The sequence below is a fragment of the Amycolatopsis sp. NPDC051071 genome (assembly GCF_040682875.1).
GTDB lineage: Bacteria > Actinomycetota > Actinomycetes > Mycobacteriales > Pseudonocardiaceae > Amycolatopsis.
In genome coordinates this window covers 1-25,667 of record NZ_JBFBBY010000004.1, presented here as the reverse complement: position 1 = coordinate 25,667, position 25,667 = coordinate 1, and the positions used below count along the sequence as shown (strand labels likewise).

Annotated in this window: 21 protein-coding genes; 9 read left to right on the top strand and 12 right to left on the bottom strand. The window is 69.8% G+C overall.

What is annotated here, in order from left to right:
- Positions 1 to 91: 91 nt before the first annotated feature.
- From AB0M65_RS02240 to AB0M65_RS02230, 3 genes are read left to right on the top strand one after another with little or no spacing between them, the layout of a single operon-like run.
- Positions 92 to 445 (top strand): Rid family hydrolase, encoded by a 354-nt coding sequence (locus tag AB0M65_RS02240; protein ID WP_364020101.1) that lies wholly within the window; start codon positions 92 to 94, stop codon positions 443 to 445.
- The gene (locus tag AB0M65_RS02235; protein ID WP_364020098.1) at positions 438 to 1,082 is read left to right on the top strand and encodes a PAS domain-containing protein; all 645 of its coding nucleotides are present in this window, start codon (positions 438 to 440) and stop codon (positions 1,080 to 1,082) included. Before AB0M65_RS02240 ends, AB0M65_RS02235 begins: the two co-directional genes overlap by 8 nt.
- A complete protein-coding gene (locus AB0M65_RS02230; RefSeq protein WP_364020095.1) occupies positions 1,079 to 2,044 on the top strand; it encodes a pyridoxal-phosphate dependent enzyme in 966 nt (321 codons plus the stop codon). Before AB0M65_RS02235 ends, AB0M65_RS02230 begins: the two co-directional genes overlap by 4 nt.
- 71 nt (positions 2,045 to 2,115) lie before the next feature.
- Here the strand turns inward: AB0M65_RS02230 and AB0M65_RS02225 are convergent, their stop codons facing one another.
- From AB0M65_RS02225 to AB0M65_RS02200, 6 genes are all read right to left on the bottom strand, one after another.
- The gene (locus AB0M65_RS02225; RefSeq protein WP_364020092.1) at positions 2,116 to 3,315 is read right to left on the bottom strand and encodes a lipase family protein; all 1,200 of its coding nucleotides are present in this window, start codon (positions 3,313 to 3,315) and stop codon (positions 2,116 to 2,118) included.
- A gap of 31 nt (positions 3,316 to 3,346) precedes the next feature.
- Positions 3,347 to 4,333 (bottom strand): alpha/beta hydrolase family protein, encoded by a 987-nt coding sequence (locus AB0M65_RS02220; RefSeq protein ID WP_364020358.1) that lies wholly within the window; start codon positions 4,331 to 4,333, stop codon positions 3,347 to 3,349.
- Between the two features lie 13 nt (positions 4,334 to 4,346).
- Positions 4,347 to 5,936 carry an acyl-CoA carboxylase subunit beta gene (locus AB0M65_RS02215; protein WP_364020089.1) on the bottom strand — a complete coding sequence of 530 codons (1,590 nt, stop codon included), beginning with the start codon at positions 5,934 to 5,936 and terminating at the stop codon, positions 4,347 to 4,349.
- The gene (locus AB0M65_RS02210; RefSeq protein WP_364020086.1) at positions 5,933 to 12,376 is read right to left on the bottom strand and encodes an SDR family NAD(P)-dependent oxidoreductase; all 6,444 of its coding nucleotides are present in this window, start codon (positions 12,374 to 12,376) and stop codon (positions 5,933 to 5,935) included. The genes AB0M65_RS02215 and AB0M65_RS02210 overlap by 4 nt, the downstream gene beginning before the upstream one ends.
- Entirely contained in the window at positions 12,373 to 14,133 is a 1,761-nt protein-coding gene (locus tag AB0M65_RS02205) for a fatty acyl-AMP ligase (protein WP_364020083.1), read from the bottom strand. Before AB0M65_RS02205 ends, AB0M65_RS02210 begins: the two co-directional genes overlap by 4 nt.
- A gap of 172 nt (positions 14,134 to 14,305) precedes the next feature.
- Complete coding sequence (locus AB0M65_RS02200; protein ID WP_364020080.1) at positions 14,306 to 15,733, bottom strand: MFS transporter; 1,428 nt, start codon at positions 15,731 to 15,733, stop codon at positions 14,306 to 14,308.
- 463 nt (positions 15,734 to 16,196) lie between these two features.
- Here AB0M65_RS02200 and AB0M65_RS02195 point away from each other — a divergent pair, with 463 nt between their 5' ends.
- On the top strand, positions 16,197 to 16,361 hold the full coding sequence (locus tag AB0M65_RS02195) for a hypothetical protein (RefSeq protein WP_364020077.1): 165 nt from the start codon (positions 16,197 to 16,199) through the stop codon (positions 16,359 to 16,361).
- Positions 16,362 to 16,407: 46 nt separating this feature from the next.
- Here AB0M65_RS02195 and AB0M65_RS02190 read toward each other — a convergent pair whose 3' ends face one another.
- Together AB0M65_RS02190 and AB0M65_RS02185 are read right to left on the bottom strand one after the other, a co-directional pair.
- The gene (locus tag AB0M65_RS02190) at positions 16,408 to 17,310 is read right to left on the bottom strand and encodes a serine hydrolase (RefSeq protein WP_364020074.1); all 903 of its coding nucleotides are present in this window, start codon (positions 17,308 to 17,310) and stop codon (positions 16,408 to 16,410) included.
- Positions 17,307 to 18,188, bottom strand: a complete 882-nt coding sequence (locus tag AB0M65_RS02185; RefSeq protein WP_364020071.1) for a LysR family transcriptional regulator — start codon at positions 18,186 to 18,188, stop codon at positions 17,307 to 17,309. The genes AB0M65_RS02190 and AB0M65_RS02185 overlap by 4 nt, the downstream gene beginning before the upstream one ends.
- A 101-nt stretch (positions 18,189 to 18,289) precedes the next feature.
- Between AB0M65_RS02185 and bla the strand changes: the two genes are divergently transcribed.
- Together bla and AB0M65_RS02175 are read left to right on the top strand one after the other, a co-directional pair.
- Complete coding sequence (gene bla / locus AB0M65_RS02180; RefSeq protein ID WP_364020068.1) at positions 18,290 to 19,204, top strand: class A beta-lactamase; 915 nt, start codon at positions 18,290 to 18,292, stop codon at positions 19,202 to 19,204.
- Between the two features lie 94 nt (positions 19,205 to 19,298).
- On the top strand, positions 19,299 to 19,694 hold the full coding sequence (locus AB0M65_RS02175) for an ATP-binding protein (RefSeq protein ID WP_364020065.1): 396 nt from the start codon (positions 19,299 to 19,301) through the stop codon (positions 19,692 to 19,694).
- Positions 19,695 to 19,786: 92 nt separating this feature from the next.
- Here AB0M65_RS02175 and AB0M65_RS02170 read toward each other — a convergent pair whose 3' ends face one another.
- Positions 19,787 to 20,719, bottom strand: coding sequence for a chlorophyllase (locus AB0M65_RS02170; protein ID WP_364020062.1), 933 nt, complete (start codon positions 20,717 to 20,719; stop codon positions 19,787 to 19,789).
- 487 nt (positions 20,720 to 21,206) lie between these two features.
- Between AB0M65_RS02170 and AB0M65_RS02165 the strand changes: the two genes are divergently transcribed.
- Both AB0M65_RS02165 and AB0M65_RS02160 read left to right on the top strand, forming a co-directional pair.
- Entirely contained in the window at positions 21,207 to 22,208 is a 1,002-nt protein-coding gene (locus tag AB0M65_RS02165; protein WP_364020059.1) for a LuxR C-terminal-related transcriptional regulator, read from the top strand.
- A gap of 98 nt (positions 22,209 to 22,306) precedes the next feature.
- Positions 22,307 to 22,435: a hypothetical protein gene (locus AB0M65_RS02160; protein ID WP_364020056.1), complete on the top strand. Its 129-nt coding sequence runs from the start codon at positions 22,307 to 22,309 to the stop codon at positions 22,433 to 22,435.
- 11 nt (positions 22,436 to 22,446) lie between these two features.
- On the opposite strand, the gene AB0M65_RS02155 is transcribed toward AB0M65_RS02160, so the two are convergent.
- The 3 genes from AB0M65_RS02155 to AB0M65_RS02145 all read right to left on the bottom strand — a co-directional run bounded on the left by AB0M65_RS02155 (position 22,447) and on the right by AB0M65_RS02145 (position 24,491).
- Positions 22,447 to 22,635 (bottom strand): hypothetical protein, encoded by a 189-nt coding sequence (locus AB0M65_RS02155; RefSeq protein ID WP_364020053.1) that lies wholly within the window; start codon positions 22,633 to 22,635, stop codon positions 22,447 to 22,449.
- Positions 22,636 to 22,689: 54 nt separating this feature from the next.
- The gene (locus AB0M65_RS02150) at positions 22,690 to 23,442 is read right to left on the bottom strand and encodes a trypsin-like serine protease (RefSeq protein ID WP_364020050.1); all 753 of its coding nucleotides are present in this window, start codon (positions 23,440 to 23,442) and stop codon (positions 22,690 to 22,692) included.
- 74 nt (positions 23,443 to 23,516) lie between these two features.
- Entirely contained in the window at positions 23,517 to 24,491 is a 975-nt protein-coding gene (locus AB0M65_RS02145) for a LysR family transcriptional regulator (RefSeq protein WP_364020047.1), read from the bottom strand.
- A gap of 93 nt (positions 24,492 to 24,584) precedes the next feature.
- Here AB0M65_RS02145 and AB0M65_RS02140 point away from each other — a divergent pair, with 93 nt between their 5' ends.
- A complete protein-coding gene (locus AB0M65_RS02140) occupies positions 24,585 to 25,532 on the top strand; it encodes a M64 family metallopeptidase (protein WP_364020044.1) in 948 nt (315 codons plus the stop codon).
- Positions 25,533 to 25,667: the final 135 nt, after the last annotated feature.

Sequence of the window (25,667 nt, the reverse complement as noted above, 5' to 3'; positions counted from 1 at the left end):
TACGGTATATCAATTCCCTTTCCACTGAGTGAGCGCTGGGTCACTTCTTGTCGGTCTGGACTTTTCGTCCAAGGCTTATACAGTTGGTCTCGTGACCAACGAGCATCCTTATCCCCCCGCCTTTCGCAGTGGCGACCTCGTCACCGTGTCCGGACGGCTCGGCGTGACCGAGACCGGCGACCTGGTGCCCGGAGGCTTCGACGCCGAATGCCCGCAGGCCTTCGCCAACCTCGACGCCGCACTGCGGTCGGTGGGCGCGGACCGCTCCGACGTGGTGAAAGTCGTCGTCTACCTGACCGACATCGCCGACCGTGACGGCGTCAACCGCGTCTACGGAGAGTTCTTCGCCGAGCCCAGGCCCGCCCGCAGCTGCATCGGCGCGGCTTCGCTGCCCTACGGCGGCGCCATCGAAGTCGAAGCGCTGGCCCGAGTACGCGATGTCTGAGCAGGACGCGATCCTCGACGCGCTAGCCCCGGTCGCCGACGGCATCGCCGCGACCCTTGGCTCGTTCTGCGAGGTCGTCGTGCACGATTTTCGCCGTCCGGAACAGTCGGTGGTGGCGATCGCCGGCTCGGTCACCGATCGCAGCGTTGGCGGGTCGATGAGCGAGATCGGCATGGGCCTGCTCGCACGGGGTGACGAGGCCGAGGACGAGCTGAACTACGTCACCCGGACGGCGTCCGGGAAGCTGGTGAAATCGTCGACCATGCTGCTGCGTGACAGCGGCGGCTCGGTGTTCGGCGCGCTGTGCGTGAACCTCGACGTCACCGCGCTTGGCCAGCTTCGGACCCTGGTCGGCGAACTCGCCGACGTCGGCACCGCCACCGAAACACCGACCACCACCTTCGGCGACGACGTCGACGCGGTGGTCGACGCGATCGTCGACGAACACCAGCTGCGGCTGAACAAACCCTGGTCCGCGCTCGGCCGCGACGAACGCCTCGACTTGTTCCGCAGCCTGCACGCACGCGGCGTCTTCGCCGTCCGGCGGGCCGTGCCGCAGGTCGCGGCCCGGATCGGGATCTCCCGCGCCTCCGCCTACAACTATCTCGCCGAAATCCGTGATCAAGGAGCATCATGACCACCCCCGTGACCATTGACGACATCCGTGACGCCGCCGCCCGACTGGCCGGTGTCGCCCATCGGACCCCGGTCGTGCGTTCCCGCACCCTCGACGAGCTCGTCGGCGCCGAGGTCCTGATCAAATGCGAGAACCTCCAGCGCGTCGGCGCCTTCAAATTCCGCGGCGCGTACAACGCCGCCTCGCGGCTCTCGCCGGAACAGCTGGCCAAGGGCATCGCCGCCTACTCGTCCGGCAACCACGCCCAGGCCGTCGCGCTCGCCGCGCGGGAACTCGGGAGCAGCGCGGTCATCCTGATCCCGGAGGACACTCCGCAGTCCAAAAAGGACGCCACCGCGGGCTACGGCGCCGAGATCGTCACCTACGACCGGTACACCGGCGACCGCGTCGCGATCGGCGAGGCACTGGCTGCCGAACGCGGCCTCGCGCTCATCCCGCCGTACGAGCACCCGCACGTGATCGCCGGCCAGGGCACCGCGGCGCTGGAACTGCTGGAGGAGTCGGGTTCGCTGGAGACCCTGGTCGTCCCCGTCGGCGGCGGCGGGCTCATCGCGGGCAGCTCGACCGCGGCGAAGGCCGTGCAGCCCGGCATCCGCGTCGTCGGCGTGGAACCCGCCGCGGGCGACGACACCAAGCGATCCCTGGATGCAGGCGAACGCGTGTCGATCCCCGTCCCCCGGACCATCGCCGACGGCCAGGCCGCCGAGACCCCGGGCGAACTGACCTTCTCGATCAACCGGAAGCTCGTCGACGACATCGCGCTCGTCACCGACGACGCCATCCGCGACGCCATGCGGTTCGCCTTCGAACGCCTGAAACTCGTCATCGAGCCCAGCGGCGCGACCGGGCTCGCCGCACTCCTGAGCGGCGCGATTCCCGCGTCCGGCCGCGTGGGCGTGATCATCAGCGGGGGGAATGTGAGCCCGGAACGCTTTGCCGAGCTCCTCACCGGCCGCGATTAAGTCGTGAGTGATTTGGTTCGTTCTAACGACCCAAATCACTCACGACCCCCACCACCATGAGACCCCGGTGCTCAGCAGTTCGAGGGGGCGGCGTCCCCGGCGAAGCGCTTCACGATCCACTGGTGCGCGTCCGCGTTGCCCGCGAAGATGCCGGTCGCGTGCTCGGAAATGTAGGTCTTCCACTGCTCACGGACCCCGGCCGCGCAGTACGCCTTGTGCAGGGTCTCCGCCTGCGGCGTGTTCACGATCTCGTCGGTGGTCGCGTGATACTGGAACACCGGCACCCGAGGCGGGTTCGCGCCGAGTTTGTTCTGCGCCAGCCGTGCCTGCCACACCGGCGTGTTCAGCGGGTTGGACGTCGTGAAGTCGCTGATCCTCTTGAACGGGTAGTTCAGCACCAGTTCGGCAACGCACGCGTTCTTCTTGGCGTCCCCCAGCTGCTGACGGCCGGTGTCGTTGAGGTACGAGTCCAGTTTCAGATCCGGGTACGCCGCATCGAGACCGACCGCCGCGAAGGCCAGGAACCCGAAGCCGAGGTAGCCGTCGAGTCCCTTGGCCACCTCGGTCAGATCGGCCGGGACACCACCCGCGACGACGCCGGCCAGATTCAGCTCAGGGGCGTACGAAGGCTGCTTCTCCCCCGCCCACATCGCGCCCCCGCCGCCCTGCGAGTAGCCCTGGACGATCACCTTCGCGCTCTTCGACAGCTTCGCGGGCGAGAAGTTCTGCGCCGCCCGGACGGAGTCGAGTACGGCGGGCCCCATCGACTGGCCGGTGATGTAGGTGGGCACGGTCGTCGCCGAGTAGCCCTCGTAGTCGGTCACGGCGACCGCGTAGCCGCTGGAGATCGAGTCGTTGATGGCGGGCTGGTCGTAGAGCGTGCCGCGCTGGATCGCCTTGGACGGCGCGCATTTGAACGCCGGGCCCTGGGTGCCGACGGCGTAGCCGACGATCGGCGCCTTCCCGAGGTCGACACCCTTCGGCGTGAAGACGGTGCCGGTGACCGCGTTGGGTTTGCCCAGCGCGTTGGTCGACAGGTACATGACCTGCCAGGCGTCGGCGTTCGCGACGTTCATCAGCGGCACCGTCGGCCGCCACCGGATGACATCGCCGGGCTTCCCGGCGGGCAGGGTCGACGGCGGGGTGTAGAAGGAGTCGTCGAACGGGCCAGGCAGGCCCACCGCGGCCACGGCGGGTGGCGTCACGACGACGACGCCGAGTGCCGCCGCGAGAAGAGTCAGTACCGCGCCGAGTAGTCGGGCAGATTTCACCGGAACCTCCATCAGGGGAAAGGGAAACGGATCAGGCGGGGAGTCCGAGAGCCCCGGCCAGTACCGGCCAGGAGTTACGCAACGCTCGTTGCCAGTAGGGCCAGCTGTGGGTGCCGAGGCCGTAGTAGTCGACGGTCACCGGGATTCCCTTCGACTTCAGCCGATCCGTGAAGCTCGTCGACGCCGAAAGTGCCGAAGGTTCGAGGATGTCCGACTGTCCCGGTGGGTCGAGCGGGCCGGATTTCCCGTTCCCGCAAGAGAGGTAGAGCGCGGTGCCACGCAGATCGTCGACGTGGTCGTACGGGTTGTTCGCCGACCAGAGCGGCCACATCCCCCAGCTGTCGCCCCAGAGTTCGAGGTAGTTGAAGATGCCCGCGCGGGCAAGAATTCCTTGGATGAACAGGGGAATCCCCGGGTAGAGCGTATTGGGCACGCCGCTGTAGGACGCCGCCGCGGCGAACATCCCCTTGTGCTTGAAGGCGTACGCGAGCGCGCCGTATCCGCCGATCGACAGTCCGGCGATCGCGCGGCGGGTGCCAGCCCGGTAACCGCGCTCGACGATCTGCCGCACCTCCAGGGTGTGGAAGGTGTCCCAGTCGGGAGTGCTCTTGAGGCCGAAGTTCCACCACTTGGTGTACATCCCGGCCGGGCCGCCGGTCGGCATGACGACGAGCGCGTCCTTGTTCGCGGTGAACGCCTTGACGTCGGTGAACTGGTCCCACGAGCGGTAGTCCACCGGTTCGCAGCAGCCGTGCAACAGGTAGAGCGCCGGCCAGGTCCGGGTCGGCTGCGCGGCCCACCCGGTCGGGACCAGCAGCCGGACCATGCCGGTGGTGCCGAGTGCGGGCGAGGCGATCTTCAGGTCGAGCGTCCGCGCGTCCAGCCAGGTCTCTTCGACGACCTTCGCGCCGTTGTCGGCGGCCGGTGTCGCGGCCCTTGCCGGGACGGCCGTCGCGCTCGTCCCGAGCAGGGCGACCATGGACAGCACCAGCAGACCCCACCGCCGGGTTCGGTTCATCATTTCTCCTCGCTCACAAAGGAATGTTTCCGTGCTTCTTGGCAGGGAGGGTCTGGCGTTTGGTGCGCAGCGCACGCAGTGCCCTCGACACCTGCAGGCGGGTCTGCGACGGCGCGATCACCTGGTCGACGTAGCCGCGTTCCGCGGCGAGGTAAGGATTCGAATGGCGTTCGCGGTAGGCCTCGGTGAGCCGGTTCTGTTCGGCCGGCCGCTGTTCCGGCGGCATCGATGCCAGTTCGCGCCGGTGCAGCACCCGCACCGCGCCTTCCGCACCCATCACCGCGATTTCCGCGGTGGGCCAAGCAAGATTGACGTCGGCGCCCAGATGCTTCGAGCCCATTACCGCGTAACCACCGCCATAAGCCTTGCGGATCACGACGGTCACCTTCGGCACGGTCGCTTCGGCGTAGGCGTAGATCAGTTTCGCGCCGCGGCGGATGATCCCGTGCCGTTCCTGCGCCGCGCCGGGCAGGTAACCGGGGACGTCGGCGAGGGTGAGCAGCGGGAGGTTGAAGGCGTCGCAGAACCGCACGAACCGCGCGGCCTTTTCCGAGGCGTCGATGTCGAGCACCCCGGCCTGGTGCCGCGGCTGGTTGGCCACGACGCCGACCGTGCGCCCCTGCATCCGGCCGAAAGCGCAGATCATGTTGGGCGCGAAGGCACCGTGCACTTCGGTGAACTCGCCGTCGTCGACGAGCCGGGCGATCACCTCGGTCATGTCGTAGGCCTGGTTGAGCGAATCGGGCACGATCCGGTCGAGTTCGAGGTCGGCGGAGGTCAGCTCCGCGCTGGTCTCGTCCGCGTAGTCCGGTGCGGCGTCGAGGTTGTTGGACGGCAGATAGCCGAGCAGGATCCGCACCCAGTCGATCGCGTCCTGCTCGTCGACGGCGCGATAGTGGGCGTTCCCGGAGATCTCGCTGTTGACCGCGGCACCGCCGAGTTGCTGGGCGGTGACCCGCTCGCCGCTGACCGCGTGCACGACATCCGGCCCGGTGACGAACATCTGCGCGGTTTCGTCGACCATCACGGTGAAGTCGGTGATCGCCGGCGAGTAGACCGCGCCGCCCGCGCACGGCCCCATGATCAGCGAGAGTTGCGGGATGACGCCGGAGGCCAGCGCGTTGCGCCTGCCGAGTTCGGCGTAGTACGCCAGCGAGACGACGCCTTCCTGGATCCGGGCGCCGCCGGAGTCGTTGATCCCGACCACCGGGCAGCCCAGTGTCATCGCCAGGTCCATCACCTTGAGGACCTTCTCGCCGAAGACCTCGCCCATGCTGCCGCCGAACACGGTGAAGTCCTGGGAGAACACACAGATCTGCCTGCCGTCCACGGTGCCGTGCCCGGTCACCACGCCGTCGCCGTAGGGCCGGTTGGCGTCCATCCCGAACTCGGCACACCGGTGCCGCGCGAACTGGTCGAGCTCGACGAAGGAACCCGGATCCAGCAACAGGTCGACGCGTTCGCGTGCGGTCAGCTTGCCCTTGGCGTGCTGCCGGTCGACGGCCCGTTTCTCGGCGATCCGGACGGCTTCGTCCTGACGGGCGGCCAGATCGGCGATCCGGAACGCCGTCGTCGGGGCGAACGGGACGCCTTCGAGGGTCATGGCGTCACCCTTTCCCCGCGTGCCGCGAGCCGGTCCGCGAGCGCCGCGGCGACCACCTCGACCTGCGGCGGGTCGATCATCGACAGATGGTCGCCAGGGACCCGCACGACTTCGAGGTCGGTGCAGAAGGCGTCCCAGCCGAGGGTGTCGTCGGTGCGCAGGTACCGCGGGTCGAGGGTGGTGGTCAGCGGATGCGGCTCCTGCGCGCGCATCAGCAGCACCGGCCCGGCGTACGGTTCCGGCGTGTAGCGTTCGGCGACCCGGGCGTCCACATAGGACTCGTATTGGTGCCGCAGCACTCCTTGGCCCATCCCGGGTACCTGTGCGGCGAGTTTGCCGATCACCAGCCGGATCTGCTCGTCTTCGCCGAGCAGGACGAGTTCGTCGCGAGGGATGTCCAGCGGGACACCGTAGGTCTGCTCGACGTGCTCGGTGAACCGGTCGAACCGGTCCAGCAGGATCTCCCCCACCGGCTTTCCGTCCGTGGGCAGCGGCAGGATGCTGTCGATCAGGAACACCAGGTCGACGCGCTCCCCCGCCGCGGTCAGCCGCCGGGCCGTCTCGTAGGCGAGGCAGCCGCCGAACGACCAGCCACCCAGCCGGTACGGCCCTCGTGGCTGGATCTCCCGGATCAGCTCGAGATAGCAGTCGGCCTTGCCCTCGACGGTGTCCTCTTCGTCGATCCGTTCGAGTCCGTAGACCGGCCTGCCGTCGGGCAGCAGGCGGACGAGGCCGTCGTAGACACTCGTCGGGCCGCCCGCCGGGTGGAACAGGAACACCGGATCGGTGCCGCCCTCACGCAGTGGCCGGACAGGGCAGCTCCCGCGGCCCTCGATCCCGTCGCGCAGCAGATCGGCCATCGCGGCGATCGTCGGTGTGGCGAAGAGCAGCTCGACGTCCGGGACGGCGCCGAGCTGACCGGCGAACGCCGACCGCAGCCGCTCCGCGCCGTCGGTGTCACCTCCCGTGGCGAAGAAGTCGTCGTGCACGCCGGGCTCCGATCCGCCCAGTTTCGCCTGCCAATGCCGGGCGACCCAGCGTTCGGCCGGATCGCGCGGCCCGATCACGACACTCGGCGCGACGGCCCGCGAGGCCTCCCCGCCGAAACCGGCTTGCTCGGCGAGGTGGTCGGCGAGTTCGGCGAGGCTGGCGCCACGCAGCAGCAGCGGAACCGGCAGGGACAAGCCGAAATCACGTTCCACGACGCCGCGGGCCCGCATCGCGCTCAGCGAGTCCAGGCCGAGCCGCGTCAGCGGTAGCCGCCGGTCGACCTCGTCCGCGGCGAGACCGATCATCCCCGCGACGAGACCGGCGAGGTAGTCGGCCAGCATCTCGCGAGCGGCACCCGGCAGGACCGCACGCAAGGCGTCCAATCCGTCCCATGTGGACGTATCGGCGCTCGTTTCCTCGTGCGGTACCAGCACTTCGAAGAACGGCCGTTCCGCGAGACGGGGGAACAGAGCCAGCACGGTTCCGGCGTCGACACGGGCGATCCCCGTCGCCACGCGGTCACGCGAAAGCACGGCCTGCAGAGCCGTCAGCGCCTCCTCGGTGCCGAGCGGTTCGAGCACCGGGTTCCGGCTGCCGACAGCCGCTCCGGCCTCGCCCCAGGAACCCCAGCCGACGGTGGCCGCGGGCAGCCCGCGGGCCCGGCGCCACTCGACGAGCGCGTCCACCCACGCGTTCGCGGTGGCGTAGGCGGCCTGGCCGGGCGAGCCGAACAGCGCGGCGGCCGAGGAATACGCCAGCCACCAGTCGAGGTCGTGTCCGGCCGTCGCCTCGTGCAACCGCCACGCGCCCAAGGCTTTTGCCCGCCAGACGGCGTCGACAGCGTCGGCATCGACAGTGACGGCGGCCCCATCGGACAGCGCACCGGCAGCGTGCAGCACGCCACGCAACGGCATCCCGCCCTCGATGGCCGCCGACACCAGTGCCTCGGCCGTTCCTGGCTCGGCGATGTCACCCGCCACCACGCGGACGTCGGCGCCGAGCTCACGCAGGGCCGCCAGCGCCGGTTCGGTGTCCGGGCCCGCACCACGGCGTCCGGAAAGCACCAGCCGGGTCGCGCCGCGTCCGGCCAGCCAGTCCGCCGCGACCAGCCCGAGACCGCCAAGTCCACCGGTGATCACGTAAGCGCCTTCGCGCACAACGGTTTCGCGGCTGGGTTCGCCGAGTTTCGGCCGGGCAAGCCGCTGCGTGTACCGGATGCCTTCACGCCAGGCGATCTCGTCGTCGGGCGCGTCCGCGCGGATCTCCGCCACCAGTTGCGCGACCCACAGCCGGGCCGGATCCGGTCCGGCGTCGAAGTCGACCTGGCTCGCACGCAGTTCGGGATGTTCGAAGGCGAGTACGCGGATCAGCCCCCGCGACCACGCCTGGTCGGGGTCACCGCTTTCGCCGGGTTCGACGGCCGACGCACCCGCGCTGACCAGCCACAACCGCGGAGCCGACGCCAGTTCGGCGACGACACCGGAGAGCGTGACGAGCGTCCGTCCTGCCCGCGTCGGATCAGGTTCGCCGGCTGTGGTGGCACACACGAGCACACCCGTCACGTCACGGGATCGCAGCAGACTCGCCAGCGCCGCGCGGTCGCCGAGCGGCGCCGTCGCCAGCTCGTCCCCAGTTTCGGTGAGCCGGTCACGTAACGCCGTCAGCCACTGGTGCTCGCCGTCATGCAGCACGATCCAGCTCCGGGCCCGAGGTTCCGCCGTTGGCAGTTCGGTCTGCCGCCACACGGTTTCGAACAGCAGATCCGCCATCGGGACCGGCAGGGCCGAACGCTGGAACCGGCGGCAGTAGACATCGCGGAACTCCACCAGGACGGCGTCGTCGGCGTCGACCAGCTGGACGCTGCCGACCAGGCCGTCACCGGCCGGGTCGAGCGAGTCCAGGACGGCGTCGACCCGGGCACCGCGACGGGGATCGCCTGCCACCACGACCTCGCCGAGGGTCAGCGGCAGGTAGGCGCCGTCCGCCTCGCCGAGTGCGTCCCCGGTGGCCGCGGCCAGCGCGTGCAGGCAGGCGTCGGCGAGCACCGGGTGCAGGACATACGCCGGATGGTCGGCAGGCTGCGTGATCGACGCCGACGCGCGGCCGGGTGCGGCCCGTACTTCGCGCAGCGCACGGAAAGCCGGGCCGTAGGCCTGCCCCATCCCCGCCAGCAGCTGGTAAAGATCGACCGGCCGGGCGTCCTCGGCGACGACTCCGAACGGGACGAGCGTGGTGCCCCCGTCGCGGACGCGGGCGGTGGCGTGCCGGATCCAGCCGTCCTGCGCGGACCGGGCGTAGACGTCCACTTGGCCGGAGCCGGTGGTCAGGCTGGTGGTCACCTCGGTATGCGCGGCGAGCGGGAGCACCCGGTGCAGTTCGAGACCGCCGACGCGCAGTTGCCCGCCGGGCCGCGAAACCGTTTTGGCCGCGGCGAGCGTCTGTTCCAGGAAACCGGCGGCGGGAAACAGCGGGACCCCCATCGCGGCGTGGTCGGCGAGCCACGGCAGGCCCGCGGTGCCGACGTCGGCCCGCCAGAGATGACCTCCGCCGGTCGGCTGTTCGATGTGCACGCCCAGCAACGGATGTATGCCGGACGGCCGCGGTGCCTGGCGACGCGGCCAGAACCGTTCGTGCCGCCAGCGCGGGGCCGGCAGTTCGACCGGGACCGGACGAGGGCCACGCGTGTCGAGCAGCCCGGGCAGCCCGAGGGTGTGCAACCGGGCGAGGCTGGTCAGGAACGCGGTCCGCTCGTCGATTTTGCGGCTCGCCGACGGCAGCGCGAGTGCACGGGTGGTCTGCTCGATCGCGGCCAGCGCCACCGGATGGGGTGCGATCTCGACGAATACGCCGTATCCGTCGGCGGTCGCCGCCGCCAGGGCTTGGCTGAACCGCACCGGACGGCGCAGGTTCGCCGCCCAGTACTCGACGTCGAATACCGGTGTCCACTCCTGATCTTCGAGAACGCTGCTGTAGCAAGGGATCTGCGCCGGTTCCGGGGAAAGGCCGTCGAGGTCGGCACGGAGCCTGTCGAGTACGGCGTCGACGGCTTCCGAATGCCCGGCCCCGCCGACCGGCAGCCGTCGCGCCAGCCTGCCAAGGCTTTCGACATGCGAGACGAGTGCCTCGACCTGGTCCGCGTCGCCGCTGACCGTGCACTGGACCGGCGACGCGTAGACCGCGACGGTGATCCCGGGGAATTCCGCTTCCAGGTCCGCCAATTCCGCCGGGGACAGCTCGACCACGGCCATCGCGCCGTCGCCGGTCGCGTCGACCTCCGCGAGCAGCCGGGCCCGCGTAGCCATCACGCGCAGCCCGGCGGCGACGTCCAGCGCCCCCGCGACGACGGCCGCCGCGACCTCGCCCATCGAATGCCCGAGCACCGCCGCCGGGACGACGCCGTGCGCCCGCCACAAGCCGGCGAGGGCGAGTTGCATACCGAACAACGCGAGCTGCGTCGCGCCGAGGTCCGGCAGGTCACGCTCGCCGGAGAACACCTCGCGCAGGGAGAATCCGGCTTCGGCGCGGAAGACCGGGTCCAGCGCCTCGACCTCCGCGCGGAACGCGGATTCGGTGCGCAGCAACAGTCGGCCCATTCCGGGCCACTGGGAACCGTAACCGGAGAAGACGAACACGACTTCGGGTGCGGGACCGGCCTCGCCGGTGATGGCCAGGTCTCGCAACGCGGTGGCGGCCCGGTCCCGCCCCTCGGCGACCACCACGCCACGGACCGGCAGGTGATCACGCCCGTGCGCCAGCGTCGCGGCGACGGTGTCCAGCGGCACCGCGCGGTGGGCAGGGTCGTCGAGCCAGTCGGCCAGATCCACGGCCCGTGCCCGAAGCACCTCGGCCGACCGGGCCGACAAGGCGAGCACCTGGGGGCCTTCGGCTTCCTTTCCCCGGGCGGGGAAGGAGGTGGCAGGCCACTCTTCGAGTACGACATGGGCGTTGGTGCCGCCGAAACCGAACGCGGAGACCCCGGCGCGTGCGACGCCGGAGTAGCGCGGCCAGTCCGTTCCCGTGGCGACCACACGCAGACCGAGACCGGGGAAGTCGATGTGCGGGCTGGGTTCGCGGTAGTGCAGGCTCGGCGGGAGCCGCCGGTGCGTCATCGCCAGTACGACCTTGATCAGGCCGGCGATCCCGGCCGCCCCTTCGAGATGTCCCAGATTGCTCTTCACCGAACCGATCAGCAGCGGACGGCCGGGTTCACGCCCCACGCCGAGCACCTCACCGAGCGCGCCTGCCTCGATCGGGTCGCCGAGCGCGGTGCCGGTCCCGTGTGCCTCCACGTAGTCCACGGAGGACGGATCGATCCCCGCCGCCGCGTAGGCGTCACGCAGCAACGCGGCCTGCGCGTCCGGGCTGGGTGCCATGAGACCGTTGGACCGGCCGTCGGAGTTCACCGCGCTGCCCCGGATCACCGCGAGCACCCGGTCTCCGGCGCGGCGTGCGGCCTTCAGCGGTTTGAGGACGACCACGCCGCACCCCTCGCCTCGGGCGATCCCGTCGGCGTCGGCGTCGAACGGCTTGCACCGGCCGTCCGCGGCGAGCACACCCGCGCGCTGGAAGGTGGCGGTGACGGCGGGCGACAGCAGCAGGTTGGCCCCGGCGGCCAGCGCGGTCTCGCATTCGCCGTGGCGCAGGCTCTGTATCGCTTGATGCACCGCCACCAGCGACGACGAACAGGCCGTGTCGAGGGTGAGGCTGGGCCCGCGCAGGTCGAAGAGGTACGAGAGCCGGTTGGCGGCGATACTCGTGGCGGCTCCGGTGGCGGACCAGACGTCGACGGCGGCGGGGTCGGTCATCGTCAGGTGGCCGTACTCGCCTGCCGAGAGGCCGACGAAGACCCCGGTCCGGCTGCCCCGCAGGGAAGACGGCGGCAGACCGGCGTGTTCGAGCGCCGCCCAGGTGACTTCGAGCAGCATCCGCTGCTGGGGGTCCATCGCCTCGGCCTCCCCCGGCACGATGCCGAAGAACTTGGCGTCGAATCCGGCGACGTCGTCGAGGAATCCGCCGCGTCCGGGCAGCCAGTCGAGGTCGTGACCGGCGGCGAAGGACTCCCAGCGGTCTTCCGGGACGTCGCGGATGCCGTCGCGGCCGTCGTCGAGGAGCCGCCAGAATCGCGCCGGGGACTCGACGCCACCCGGCAAGCGGCAGCCGACGCCGACGATCGCGATCGGTTCCTCCTCACGGGCTTCCGCATTCGCGACCGTGTCACGCTCCACTGTGGACAATCGGTCGGCGAGTGCGGCGATCGTCGGGTACTGCCACACCAGGGTCGGCGGCAGCGGGCGGCCGAGGTACCGGCCCAGATCCGCGGCGAGTGCCATCGACTCCCGTGACGACAGCCCGCTTTCGTGCAGCGGGCGGTCGTGATCCACGTGGTCCGCGGGCACCCCGGTCCGCTCCGCCACCCGCGCGATCAGCCAGGCGCGGATCTCGGCGTTCACCCGAGCCGCCGCATGGTCAGCGCACCGTCCGCATAGGACTTCCGGCACAGCGCCCTGCTGATCTTGCCGCTGGACGTGCGCGGCACTTCACCCGGCGCGAGGAAGACGACGTCGTGCAGGCGCAGGCCGTGCGCGGCCGACACCGCGACCCGCAGCTCGGCGGTCACCGTCGTGACGTCGGTGTCGACGCCCTTGGCCTGTTCCAGCACCACGACCGCGGCCTCACCGTCTTCGTGGCCGACCGCGAAGGCCGCCGCCGAATGCGGCCGGACCGCGGGATGCTCCTCGACGGTTTGTTCGATGTCCTGCGGGTAGTGGTTGCGGCCGTCGACGATGACGAGGTCCTTCAGCCTGCCGGTCATGAACAGCTCACCGGCGTAAAGCACGCCGAGGTCCCCGGTCGCCAGCCAGCCTTCACCGGATTCCGGATCGATCGGCGGCAACCCGAAGACAGCGGTGGACGCGCTCGGCCGTCCCCAGTAACCCACGCCGATATTCGGGCCGCTGACCCGGATCTCGCCGACGGTGCCGGGTTCGGCGAGCGCGCCGGTGACCGGATGCGTGATGCGGACTCGCTGTCCGGCCGGACGTCCGCACGAGACGAGCGTGGTCGCCACCGCTCCCGGCGCGGCGGGGACGGCGACCCCGGCGGCGAGCCGGTCACGGTCGAAGATGACCTGCCTCGGCGGTCTGCCCGCGTCGGTGACGGAGACGAGCACGGTGGCCTCCGCGAGTCCATAGGATGACCGGTGCACCTCGGGGCGCAGCCCGCATTCGGCGAAGGCGTCGTGGAACTTCGCGATGGTCTCGGGCAGCACCGGCTCGCTGCCGTTGATCAGCGAGACGACCCGGCTCAGTTCGAGGTAGCACTTCTCGTCGTCCGTCACCCGGGAAGCGCTGTAGGCGTAAGCGAAATTGGGTGCCGCGCTGATCGCGCCGGGACTGGCCGAAAGCGCGCGCAGCCAGCGCGACGGACGTTCGAGGAACGCGATCGGGTCCATCAGCACCGAGGCCGCCCCGGCGGCCATCGGCGCGCCGATGCCGAGGATCAGGCCCATGTCGTGGAAGAGCGGCAGCCAGCTGACCGTGGACGTCGTCCCGGTTTCGACGCCGTAGGAGTCGCAGGCCTGGCGGGCGTTGGTCAGCGCGTTGCGGTGGGTCAGCATCACGCCTGCCGGGGTTCGCGTCGAACCGGACGTGTACTGCAGGTATGCCAGCGCGTCTGGTTCCGGTCGCGGCCAGGAACGCACACCGGCCGCGACCGGAGAAGGGGTGTCGACGGCGAGCACGGCCGGGCGCTCGATCTCCGTCGTGGCGAGGAACGCGGTGACGCCGTCGAGACCGCCGCCGGTCGTGAGCACGACTCGCGGCGCGCAGTCGGCGAGTACCGCGGCCAGCCTACCCGCGTGTCCGGGGAGGTCCGGGGCGAACAGCGGGACGGCGACCAGCCCGGCCCGGATCGCGCCGAGGAAGGCGACGACGTAGTCGGCGGACTGCGGGGCCAGGATGGCGGCCCGCTCGCCGGGGGCGGCGAACTCGGCCAGCCGCGAGGCGAGGGCACCGACCCGGTCGTCGAGTTCGCGCCAGGAGAGCGTGACCGCTCGGCCGTCCTGGCCGGTGCGGTGATCGAGGTAGGTCACGGCGGTCTCGTCGCCGAGCCGCCAGGCCCAGTACTCCAGCAGGGTCGCGAACGACTCACTGTCGCTCGCGGCACCCGGCCCGGAGGTGGTGACGACCGTTTCGGAAATGGTTTCCATAGCCCCTCGTTGATGACGTGAGCGGGAGCAGGTGAATTCGACCGGAATGGCACCGTTGCCACAATCGGATTCAATTCCGGATGGTCGTTCTTATCTGCGGCGAACTGTATGGATCAGCCGGGAAGAGTGTCAATGAAAGCAGTACGAAACGCTGACGCCGATGCGGACATGCTCACCGGGAAGAGAGAAACGGGTCACCGGCCTTGTCACCCCGGGACGGACTTTCGCCCGGCCGAGCCCTCAGCAACCGGAACGCGAGGAACGCGCCGAGGAGTTCCAGCGCGGCCGCGGTCAGCAGACCGGCCGTGTACCCTGCGGCCAAAGCGGATGCGGCGCCTTCGCCGATCCTGGTGGAGCGCACCACCGCCAGCACCGTCCCGATCAGCGCGACACCCAGGGCACTCGACAGTTCGCGGGACGCGGTCAGCAGACCGGACGCGGTACCCGCGTGCCGCTCGGCCACGATTTCCAGCGCGTACGAGGTCAGCGGTGTCGTCAGTGCGGACCCGGCGCCGATGAGCACCAGCCCGGGAATCCTCGGGAGCACTTCGGGGAGATGGTTGACCATCGCGACCGCCAGAAGTCCCACGGCCACCGTGGCCAGCCCGGCCGCGACCGTCCGATGTGGACCGAAGCGCGGGACGGCCAAGGGCACCAGCGGGGTCGCGGCGACGACCGCGACCGCCACCACGACCAGCGGCAACCCGGCCGCCACCGGGCCGAGTCCGAGGGATTCCTGATGCAGCAGCGGGGTGAAGAAGAAGACGCCCGAGACCCCCAGTCCCCACAGCAACTGCACGGTGAGCGCGCCGGTGAAGACCCGCTGTCCGGTCAGTTCAGCGGGCACCAGCCGCTCGCGCGCGTGTCTTTCCCGGAAAACAAACCAGAGACCGCAAGCCGTGCCCGCCGCACCGAGCATCGCTGGTACGAGCACGCCACCCTCACCCAGTTCGACCACGGCGGCGGTGACGAGGACCATTCCGGCGGTCACCACCAGCATCGAGAGTACGGCCGGTCGCCCCGCCGTCGGGTCACGTCCCGCCGTGGCGACCTTCGGTCGCAGGACCAGCATCGCCGCCACGAACGGCAGGTTGACGAAGAAGATCCAGCCCCAGCCCAAGTACTCGCTCAGCACTCCGCCCAGTGTCGGGCCGAGCGCCAGCGCGACCGCGAGGCAGGCCGTCCAGACGGTCGCGCCGATGGCCCGTCTTCGCGTGTCGAGGTTGGTTCGCAGCAGGCTCAGCAACGCGGGTACCAGGAACGCCGCCGCGGCACCCTGCAGCACCCGTGCGGAGATGACGAGCCACGCCGACGTGGCCAGTCCTCCGGCGGCCGCGCCGACGCCGAATACGAGCAGCCCGGCCCGCAGCGTCGCGGCCTGTCCCCAGCGGTCCACCAGCGTGCCCGCCACCGGCAGCAGCCCGGCGAACGAGAGCATGTACCCGATGCTCACCCACTGCAGCGCGGGCAGGTCGAGGGCCAGGTCACGCGCGACCGAGGGCGCGCCCGCCGCGACGATCGTGTTGTCGAGAGTGGTGACGAACGCCCCGAGCGCGACCATGGTCAGCGTCGGAACCGCCGACGTCGTCCGCTGGATCATTTCCGCGAACTCCTTCCGGAAAACGGGGAACCGCGTTTCCGGCGGCCGAGGTTAACCGGGTTCACCCGGTTCGATCAACGACCGTGATCGGCTTTGTCACGCCGCACCGCGATTCGCGTACTCAAGTGACAATTTCCCGAGTCGTCTTTGATAACCCCGAGACAGGACCTCATCGGGACGGAAGTGGGCAACCGTCGCACTCGCGTTCGAGTGAAGTCCCTGCCGCCGAGGTCGCCCGCTGGTTCCGGCCGCACGCGTTCCGATCGCGCGGCGGATACTGGAGGAGGTCCAGCAGGCCGTCCCCGAATACGCCAAACCGCTCCGACGGCGAGTTCGGCAAGATCATCGTGCCGGCGATCGGACGATCAGTGAGCCCTAGGCCGCCGACAGCGTGTCATAAGGGGTCCCCATAAGACGAAAATCGTCCCATGGGGACCCCTTATGACACCCGCCGGGCGCGACGGTGACACTCCGGCGCAACACCCGCTACCGGATCATGCGCGAGGCCGGACTGGTCAGCATGACCGTCGACGGCAGGCACCGGCGGATCCGGCCGCGTGCCGATGACCTGAGCGACCGCTTCCCAGGGCTGATCGAACCGATCCTGCGATGCGCTCCGGAACTCTAGAGCCGAGTTCGCAGCCCTTCGGCGGAACGGCGGTTCGGCAGGCCCGTCATGCCACGCGCAAGTGATCGCGCAGTGTCCGCGCCACGCGGGCCATCAGCACCTCGGCCTCCGGCTGGATCGCCGCGGACACCCGGGATTCGGTCAGCGCGGCGACCGCGAAAACCCCGCCGTCGGCATGCTCCACGACACCGACTTCGTGCCGCATGTTCAGCACCGTGCCCGTCTTCGACGACCATTTCGTGGCATCGGAGACGAAGTCGGGGCTCAGCCGTTGGCGCAACAGGTTGAGCCCCATGAGTTCCCGCACCCGTGCGGCCACGGAAGCGTCTATTGTGGACGGTTTCCACAGCGCTTCGAGCAGGCCGGTGAAGGCGCGGGCCGAGCCGGCACTCGCGCGGGTGATGTCCAGCTGGGGAACCGGATGTCCTTGTCCGGCGGTACCCGCGTTGATCGCGAGCGCGTGCGCGAGGTGGACGTCCGTCGGCGGGAAGCGTTCCGCCGGCGTGTCACTGAGGTCTCCGGCCGGATGCCGTGCGGTGATCCCGAGAACACCCCATTCACGCAGCATCCTGGTGACCTCGGCGGGCGACGTGAGCGCGAAGAGCGTGTCGGCCGCGCTTTCGTCGCTGATCGCCATGGTGAGGTAGAGCAGGTCGTCGACCGCCACCGTGGCCGGATGCCGGAACCGGGTCAGCCCGGTGGGCCCCGGCGCGGTCGCCCGCCCCGGCTGGACGTCGATCGGTGTCGCGCCGTCCAGTTCGCCACGGCGGATCCGCTCCAGGGTCGCCGCCGCGAGCGGGATCTTCACCAGTGAGGCGCTCGGGAACTCATGGTCGGGGTCGATGCCGATCTCGTAGCCTGTCCTCAGATCCCGCACCAGGAACGAGCCCTGCAAGCCGCCGTCGTCCAGTTCCTCTCGCAGCCGCAAAAGCAGTGTTTCGGTGTTCATGAACCCTCCTCAGCGCCGAGACAGCGGGCGATGTCGGGCCACAAGCGGGCGCGGAGCCGCTGTGCGTCCTCGCCCAGTCCCGCGGTGATGTCGAAGCCGCGGGCGAGCTGGATTTCACCGACGGGCCGCCATTCCAGGCCGAGTTCCGTGGCCTGGGCCGCCGAGCACAGCAGCAGGTCGGCCGAACCGAACACGGCCGCCGCGGCGGCGGTAAGCGAGTCGGCGACGGCGACCTGCGCGGGCCGCAATCCCACCGAATCCCGGACGCGGAACAGCCGATCGCGCAGATGCGGGACGTCGTCCTCCGGCTGGATCCAGACCCGGCGAGGCGGACGGCCGGACCGGCCCACCCGCAGTGTTTCCAGGTGGATGGCACCCGCCCGCTGCCGTCCGCCACTCGCCAGGCCCAGCGTGACCTTCCACGCGCCCTCTTCCGAGGGGACGGCCGTGAGGGCCGCGCGAACCTCTTGGGTGCGAACGAGTTCGGCTCGTTCCCGGGGCGGCGCCTGCCGGAATTCCAGGAAGACGTCGAGTGCCCTTGCCGCCGCGTCGAGTTCGGCGAGTTCACGGGTCGTGCAGGTCTCCGGCACCGCGAGCCGCAGCGGCCGCAGCTTGGCGCGCCGCGCGTCGTGCTCCATGGCGTCGGCCAACGTCACCAGTCGCTTCGCCGACGGCAGCATGTCCCGGCCGAAAGGAGTGAGCCGCGCGCGGCGGGTGGTGCGGTCGAACAACCGCTCGCCGAAATGCCGTTCCAGTGCGGCGATGCGTCGGCTCGCCACGGGCTGGGGAATGCGGGCGATCGCGGCTCCCGCGGTGAAGGTCCCGGCCTCACTCACGCTCACGAACGCCCGGCAGCTGCCGATCAAGTCCACGACCACATACTATGCCGGATCCGCATGGAATCGGTTATTACTGTCTTGGACAGCATGGCCGACACTGGCCAGACTACGGACATCAAACGATCTTGAAAGGAACTCCTGTGTCCGTCACTTCTCGCCGGTGGACCGTCCGAGCGGCCTTGCTGGCGCTTTCGGTCGTGTCACTCGCCGCTTGTTCCACCCCCGCCCCCGCTCAGCCGCCCACCTCCTCCGCCGCCGCGGTCGCACCGGTCTCGACGGCCGGGCGTGCCGACTTCGAAAAACTCGAGCAGAGCTTCAGCGCGCGGCTCGGGGTGTACGCGGTCGACACCGCGACCGGCCGCGAAGTCGCCTTCCGCGCCGACGAGCGCTTCGCCTACGCCTCGACGCACAAGGCCTTCAGCGCCGGCGCCGTCCTGAAGCAGACCGCCATCGGCGATCTGGACCGGACGGTGACCTACACCCCGAAGGATCTGGTCGCCGACTCGCCGGTGACGGAGAAGCACGTCGCGACCGGCATGCCGCTGCGGGCGGTCATCGACGCCACCCTTCGCTACAGCGACAACACCGGCGGCAATCTGCTCTTCCGCGAACTCGGCGGCCCCGCGGGCCTCGCCTCGGCATTGCGCGCGATCGGCGACACCACGACCCACGTCGATCGGATCGAACCCGCACTCAACGACACCGCCCCGGGCGACCTCCGGGACACCAGCACGGCACGCACCCTGACCGTCGACCTGCGTGCCTTCGCACTCGGCGACGCCCTTCCCGAGGACAAGCGCAAGATCCTCGTCGACATCATGCGTGCCAACACCACCGGCGACGAGACGATCCGCGCCGGGGTCCCTGGCTGGCCCGTCGCCGACAAGACGGGCACCGCCGGCTACGGGACACGCAACGACATCGCCGTCATCTGGCCGCCGGATCGCGCGCCGATCGTCCTCTCGGTCCTTACCGACCGGAAGGACAAGGACGCCAAGATCGACAACAAGCTTCTCGCGCAAGCCACGGCGGTCGCGGTCAAGGCCCTTTCCTGACGCACACCGAAGGTGTGAGTGCCGTCCTCCCTGGGTACCCCGTAAATGCGCCCATGCTCTTGGCCCAGCTGGGAAACCCGCGAAGGAGACACGCATGGGTACTGCCGGAGCACGCGACGTCTACGATCTCCCCAGCGGCAGCGCCCCACCGCTGGGGAAGGTGCGGGCCTGGCTCCGCGACCGGCTCTTCGGTGTCGGGCTCGACACGGTGGCCGACACCGAACTGCTGACGACCGAACTCGTCACCAACGCGCACGAACACGCGGACGGCGTCACCGGACTGCGCGTATCCGTGCCGTGCGGCCGGGCGGTGGTCCGCGTCGAAGTCGACGACCACCGCCCGCAACTGAGGCCGCACCGCGTCGCGAAACAGGACCCCACCAGCCCAAACGGCCGAGGCTTGGCGCTGGTCGAAGCGATCAGCAGCGAATGGGGTGTCGACACCGGTGGCGGGTTCAAAACGGTGTGGGCGGAGATCCCGGTGGCCTGACAGGGCCGGGCCAGCGCGGCACCGTCCCGCGTTCATGAAGGATTTGGGACGTTGACTGTCCCAATTCCTTCATGAACACGTCGGGCCCCAACTTACTTGGCTTCGACCCGTCCGAGCGGATCGGACGGGGCCGTCAGCGCGTCACAGGCCTCCTTCCAGGCGGGATCCCCGGGGTAGAACTCGCTCCGGAGGTAGGCCGCCGTGAGCCGCTGGACCGCCGCCACCCTGGCCGGGTTCTCGTCCGTGGTTTCGGCGACGTCGTAGCCGGAGATCCCGCCGAGACCGTGCTCCGCGTCGAACAGGGTGAGCAAGGTTTTGCGCCCTGGCGAAAGAAAGTACGGATCGGTGTGCCACTCCGGACCGCGAACCGTGAGGTGGGTCGAGGTGTCCTTGTCCCCGGCGACCACGAGCGCCGGCGTCGTCATCGCCGAGAAATCCGTGCTCAGGAAGATGGGATAGTTCTCGGCCACGAATCCGGTGACGGCGTCACCGCCCCGGCCGGGCGCGGCGAGCAGCACGCCGGCGGAAACGCGGGATTCGGCCAGGTTCACTTCCGTTCCGTCGTGCGGATCGGTGTACCGGGCGCCCAGCAGAAGACTCGCGGTGTGCCCACCCATCGAATGTCCCGCCACGGCGACCTTGCTCCGATCCAGCCGTCCCCGAAGCCCCGGGACGGCGGCCTCGATCTCGTCGAGACGGTCGAGTACACGGGTCATGTCCTCGGCGCGGGACCGGTAGTACAGCGGCGCTTCGGGGTCGTCCGAATCCAGGTTCAGCGTGCTCGAACTCAAGTGGGTGGGCTGGATGACGGCGAACCCGTTCGCCGCCCAGAAGTCCACGAGCGGGGCATAGCCGTTCAGCGACGAGAGATGGTTCGAAGGGCCCTGGCCGTGGGACAGCAGGATGATCGGCAGCTCGCTTCCGGCGAGCGGCGCGGAAACCCGCACCCGCAGATCCACCGCGCGGTCCGGCGTGGGCAGCACTACCGGGCTGACCGACAGAACCGGTGTGGGCGCAGTACTCATGACGTGTCCTTCCGTGGATCGCTCGCTAAGCGGAGCGCTGTTCCACAAACATACGGAGCACCGTTCCGCTTTGTCAAACCGCCCGCCCGGCGAGACGGCGCGCGAGCGAAGCCGCCGATTCCGTCAGGCCGCCGAAGCGAGGGAGAGCCCTGCGACGGAAAGTCCCGCCGCGAGGAAGAAGTCGACATGTTTCAGTAATTTTGCGACTGGTGTCTAGGCGGGTTCGCCGTGCGTCACGTCCTCGACAGAGCATCTACTTTGGACACTGCGGCGAAATGCGTCGCAGGCATGATCGCCACCTTCGGCCATGGCCTTCACGGACTCCCGTCTTTAGTCGCTATCGACCGCCGCGTCCGCCTGCCTAGCATCACCCTCCCCGTAGTTCCTTGCTGTGGAAGGCACCCATGCGCATCCGAGGTCTACCCACCGCCCTGCTGTGCGCGGCTGGCGTCGCGTCGAACCGCGACGCCTCGGACATCCAGCACCGGTGAACCAGCCCGAAAACGCCACGCCGGACGGCCTCGGCGAGCAGCTGATCAGGCTGGGGCTCGGCAAGACCGCCGCCGGGATCTACCGCCGGATGCTCGAAAGCGCGCCAGTAACCTCCGATGAACTGCTTTGCCGGGAGGGCGACGCGAAGTCCGTCCACTTGGCACTCAAAGAACTGGCCGATGCCGGGCTCGCGGTGTCTTCGGGGCCGGGCACCGAGTACCTCCCCGCGAATCCGGGCGAGGCACTGGCCGCGCTGAGCACGCGCCGTCAGGCCGAATTGCACGAGGCGCGGATCGCGGTCCAAGCCGCTTACCGAAGCTTCCGGCGCGCGCATTCGGGGATACCACTCGCCCAGGATCTGCTGGAAGTGGTCACCGGCGAGGCCATCATCCCCCGGCTCCAGCACCTCGCCGGCATGGTCCGGTCTCAGGTGCGCCGTCTCGATTCCCCGCCGTACTTCAGCGGCGGGCGCCGGAATCTCCTGGAGGAAGACCAGTTGCGGCGTGGGATCCGCTATCGATGTGTCTACAGTGGAGCGTCGCTTGGCGATCCCGGCTATTTCGCCGGGAACATCCTGCCGTGCCTGCGGGCCGGTGAGCAGGCACGGCTGTTACCGGAACTCCCGGTGAAACTGACGCTCTTCGACGACCGGGCGGCCACGATCGCGCTGACCATCCGCGAGGCCGATCGCAACCAGTCCATCGTCATCGTGCGGCCCTGCGCCCTGTTCTCCGCCTTGGAGGGGTTGTTCGAAACCTCGTGGGCCGCCGCACTCCCGCTCGATCAGCACGGACGGACATCCGGGGAGCCGATCCGGCAGATCGAACGGGAGCTCCTGATCCTGCTCGCCGCGGGGCGCAAGGACGACGAGATCGCCGCCGAACTCGGGGTCAGCAGGCGCACCCTGTTCCGCTATCTCGAAACCCTGATGGACCGCACCGGTGTCTCCAGCCGGTTCCAGCTGGGCGTTTTCGCCACCCACAACGGCTGGCTGTGACCCGGCGTTCTCACCCGGATGGGGTCACCCGGAAAGACCACCTCCGCTGCGGCGAGCGCCGGAAAAGCGGAAGGTGATCTTGGAAGGAGGGCGGCATCATGGGGAATCACCGACAGAACGGCACCGGGACGCTCCGGATCGCCACCACTGGACTGCGCGTCTGCGCTGTCGTTGTCGCGGTTGCCGCGTGCGCCTGGCTGGCGCTCTGGCTCGCGTTCACCCTCTGACCCGTTCCGGCTCAGGCCCCAGGTTGAGGGCCCGGCGCACTCCCGGGTTCGGGCACCCGCTCGGGTACACCGGGATCCGGCACCGGCTCGGGAACGCCCGGGTCCGGCACCGGCTCGGGAATGCCGGGTTCGGGCCTCCCCGGATCCGGCGGCATCGGGTCGGGCGGCGCCGGGGGTGCGGTCATGCGGGTATGCGTCATCGGACTACCTCCTGATCACCTGCTACCCGACCGGCCACCGCCCGAAACCGGCCGCTACGCCGTCTGGGTGGCGATCCAGTCGGCGGTGACGTCCGTGCGGGAGGCCGTCTCGATCGCGGCGTGGGGGCATCCGGGCCCGGTGGTCTCGAGCGACACCAGCTGTCCACCCTTGCCCTCGGGCACGAAGTACGGCGCGCCCGAATCGTAGGTGCAGGCACTCGTCGTGATCTGCGGTGTCGCGCCGCGGACACCGACCGTCGTGGGCGCCACCGTCGCCACGTGGACGGTGCCGTGCTGCATCCGCGTCGCCGGAGTGGGGTTCGTGCCGGTCAGGCTGCCCCATCCCGCCAGCGTCACCTGCTGACCGACCGTGGGCGCCACGCGGTTCACCGTCATGGGCGCCACCGTGCTCACCGGGGTGTCCAGCCGGAGAAGGGCGACGTCGTTTCCCTTCGCCTGCAGCACTTCGGTCACCCTGCGGGCCACTCCCGATTCGGTCGCCTCGTCGACGAGGCCCAGCGTCACCGTCGTCGGGTACGGCGTCTTGCCCGCAACCCGATTGCGCTGGGCGTCGTGGAAGCAGTGACCGGTGGTGACGACCCAGCCCGGCGCGATCAGCGCCCCGGTGCAGTAACTGCTGTAGGCCGAGCCGTCCGGGCGGGGGATCTTCGTCATCGCGATCTTCGCGACGAACCCGAACTGCCCTGATGGGACGTCGGAGCCGTGGGCGACGTCCGGCGCGGCGAGCGCGGCCGGAGCGGTGGTGATGGTCAGGACAGCAGCGGCCAGCAGGGCGCGCAGACGCAATTTCTTACCCTTCGTCGAGGAGGTGATCCGAGGCTAGGACCATTGCCCGGCAAGGGGAATTACCTGACCAGGTGTCACCCGATGGCACGCTCCGCGCCGACGGGCCCGCCGCGCCGGGCGAGCCAGCGCCCATAGGTGTGACTGCTGTCGATGTCGGACCGGTAGGCGGCCTCGGCCGCGGCGAGCAAGGCGCCACTGTTCCCGCCGAAAGCGCCGTCGACGCGCCAGGCGATGAGATACCGCATCCACAGTGGATCCCCCGCGAGCGGCCGGATGGCGATCCCGGGTGTCGAGGGAAAGGTGACCTGGCAGGGGGAAATCGCCCGGCCGTCGGCGATCAGGCGCTGCAGCGGGCGGAGTTCCGTGCTGCGATGGGCGACCTGGGGCCGGAATCCCGCCCGCGCACAGGCTTCCTCGAAACACTCCGGCCAGCCGGCACCGTCGGAGGGGCCGAGTACCCAGCGCTCACCGGCGAGCCCGGCAAGGTCGATCTCGGTGACGGCGGCGGCCGGATGATCGGCGGCGAGCGCCACGAACACCGGCTGAACGGCCAGCGGCCGCATCGCCACCCCCGGTGTCGCGGGGAGGATGTAGCCGGGATAGTCGGCGACCACGGCGGCGTCGAGTTGCCCGCCTGCCACGAGATCCAGCAGCCGCCGCGGCGAGAACTCCGTGGTCACCGAGACCGCGTGCGCCCGATCCGGGCCACCGAGCCGATCGGCCAGTTCGACCACCATCGAGCCGCCGATCCCGCCCAGCGTGACCGGGCGCGCCGAGCCGTCCGCCAGCCACCGCGCCGCGTCACGGTGCATCGAATCCGCCGCCGCGAGAACGACCCGCGCGCGCGAAAGCACGCACTCGCCGAACGCCGTGGGCACGACCCCGCCCCGGCCGCGGAGGAACAGCGTTCCGCCGAACGCGCGCTCGATGCGTTGCAGTGAAGCGGTCAGCGCGGGCTGGGTACTGCCGACGCCGGTCGCCGCACGCGTGATGCTGCCCGCGTCGGCGACCGCGCACAGCACCCGCAGATGACGTAACTCGACGTCCATCACGCGGACCTTATGGCTACTTGGGATGTGCCGGAAGCCGTCGAAAGTCGGGATCGTTTTTCGTGCTCCCCTCCCTCCCCGCAAGGAGTACGCATGCGACGCGCATGTCTCATGTTCGCGTTCACCGGCACCCTTTTGGCCACCTTCGTTCCCGCGACCGCGTCGGCGGCTCCCGGGTTCACGACGTCGATGGAGGCCTTCGAACCCGGTGGAACGATCAGCAGAGTGACCGTCAGCCGTCCCTCGTCGGACCGGACCGCGGCGCCACAGCGCGTCGCGGACGCCGCCGCGGTGACCCCCATCGAAACCAACGGCCCCAGTGCGAGCACCTTCGATCTCGTCTTCGTCGGTGACGGCTACACCTCCACACAGCTGGGCACGTTCTCACAGCACGTCCGCTCCAGCATCGCGGCGCTGTTCGCCGTCGAGCCGTACAAGAGCTACCGCAAGCGGTTCAACCTCTGGCAGGTCGACGTCGTCTCGCCGCAATCCGGCGTCACCAACGACCCGACCCAGGGCGTGCGGCGCAACACCGCGATGGGCGCGTACTTCTGGTGCGGCAACATCGAACGGCTGTTGTGCGTCAACGAAACCAAGGCGAAGCAGTACGCCGCGGCCGCTCCGGACGTCGACCAGGTCATCGTACTGGCGAACACCACCAAATACGGCGGCGCGGGCGGCGAGGTCGCGACCTCGTCCGGCGGCAACGTCCAGGCCAGCCAGATCGTCGCGCACGAACTCGGTCACTCGATCGGCGGACTGGCCGATGAATACGACTACGGCACGTGCGAGACCCGCGAACCCCGTGAGCCCAACGCGTCCGCCCTCACCGCCACGCAGATGCGAGATCGCAAGGCCAAGTGGTACTCCTGGCTCGGCAAGCCCTCCCCCGACGGCGGCACCGTCGGCGCCTACGAAGGTTCCCGCTACTGCAAGACCGGGATGTACCGGCCCAGCGTGAACTCGCTCATGCGCACCCTCGGGCAACCCTTCAACCCGCCGAGTACCGAAGCGATGATCGCGGGCTTCCACCGCGAGTGACCCGGCTGGCCCTTTCCGGCGCCGCCTCGCTCGCCCCAAGTACAGGAAGGCCCTCGGCGCGCGGATCGCCAAGGATGTCGACCTGCACTCGCCGCCGCCGGTCACCGGCATGCTGAAACTCGGCCGCGGTGCGGC

Excerpts from the sequence above, each read along its gene's own strand:
- AB0M65_RS02155 (WP_364020053.1), bottom strand. The coding sequence starts at position 22,635 with ATGACGCATACCCGCATGACCGCACCCCCGGCGCCGCCCGACCCGATG.
- AB0M65_RS02205 (WP_364020083.1), bottom strand. The coding sequence starts at position 14,133 with ATGGAAACCATTTCCGAAACGGTCGTCACCACCTCCGGGCCGGGTGCC.
- AB0M65_RS02145 (WP_364020047.1), bottom strand. The coding sequence starts at position 24,491 with ATGGACGTCGAGTTACGTCATCTGCGGGTGCTGTGCGCGGTCGCCGAC.
- AB0M65_RS02170 (WP_364020062.1), bottom strand. The coding sequence starts at position 20,719 with ATGAGTACTGCGCCCACACCGGTTCTGTCGGTCAGCCCGGTAGTGCTG.
- AB0M65_RS02160 (WP_364020056.1), top strand. The coding sequence starts at position 22,307 with ATGGGGAATCACCGACAGAACGGCACCGGGACGCTCCGGATCGCCACC.
- AB0M65_RS02220 (WP_364020358.1), bottom strand. The coding sequence starts at position 4,333 with ATGAACCGAACCCGGCGGTGGGGTCTGCTGGTGCTGTCCATGGTCGCC.
- AB0M65_RS02215 (WP_364020089.1), bottom strand. The coding sequence starts at position 5,936 with ATGACCCTCGAAGGCGTCCCGTTCGCCCCGACGACGGCGTTCCGGATC.
- AB0M65_RS02230 (WP_364020095.1), top strand. The coding sequence starts at position 1,079 with ATGACCACCCCCGTGACCATTGACGACATCCGTGACGCCGCCGCCCGA.
- AB0M65_RS02140 (WP_364020044.1), top strand. The coding sequence starts at position 24,585 with ATGCGACGCGCATGTCTCATGTTCGCGTTCACCGGCACCCTTTTGGCC.
- AB0M65_RS02175 (WP_364020065.1), top strand. The coding sequence starts at position 19,299 with ATGGGTACTGCCGGAGCACGCGACGTCTACGATCTCCCCAGCGGCAGC.
- AB0M65_RS02190 (WP_364020074.1), bottom strand. The coding sequence starts at position 17,310 with ATGAACACCGAAACACTGCTTTTGCGGCTGCGAGAGGAACTGGACGAC.
- AB0M65_RS02235 (WP_364020098.1), top strand. The coding sequence starts at position 438 with ATGTCTGAGCAGGACGCGATCCTCGACGCGCTAGCCCCGGTCGCCGAC.
- AB0M65_RS02200 (WP_364020080.1), bottom strand. The coding sequence starts at position 15,733 with ATGATCCAGCGGACGACGTCGGCGGTTCCGACGCTGACCATGGTCGCG.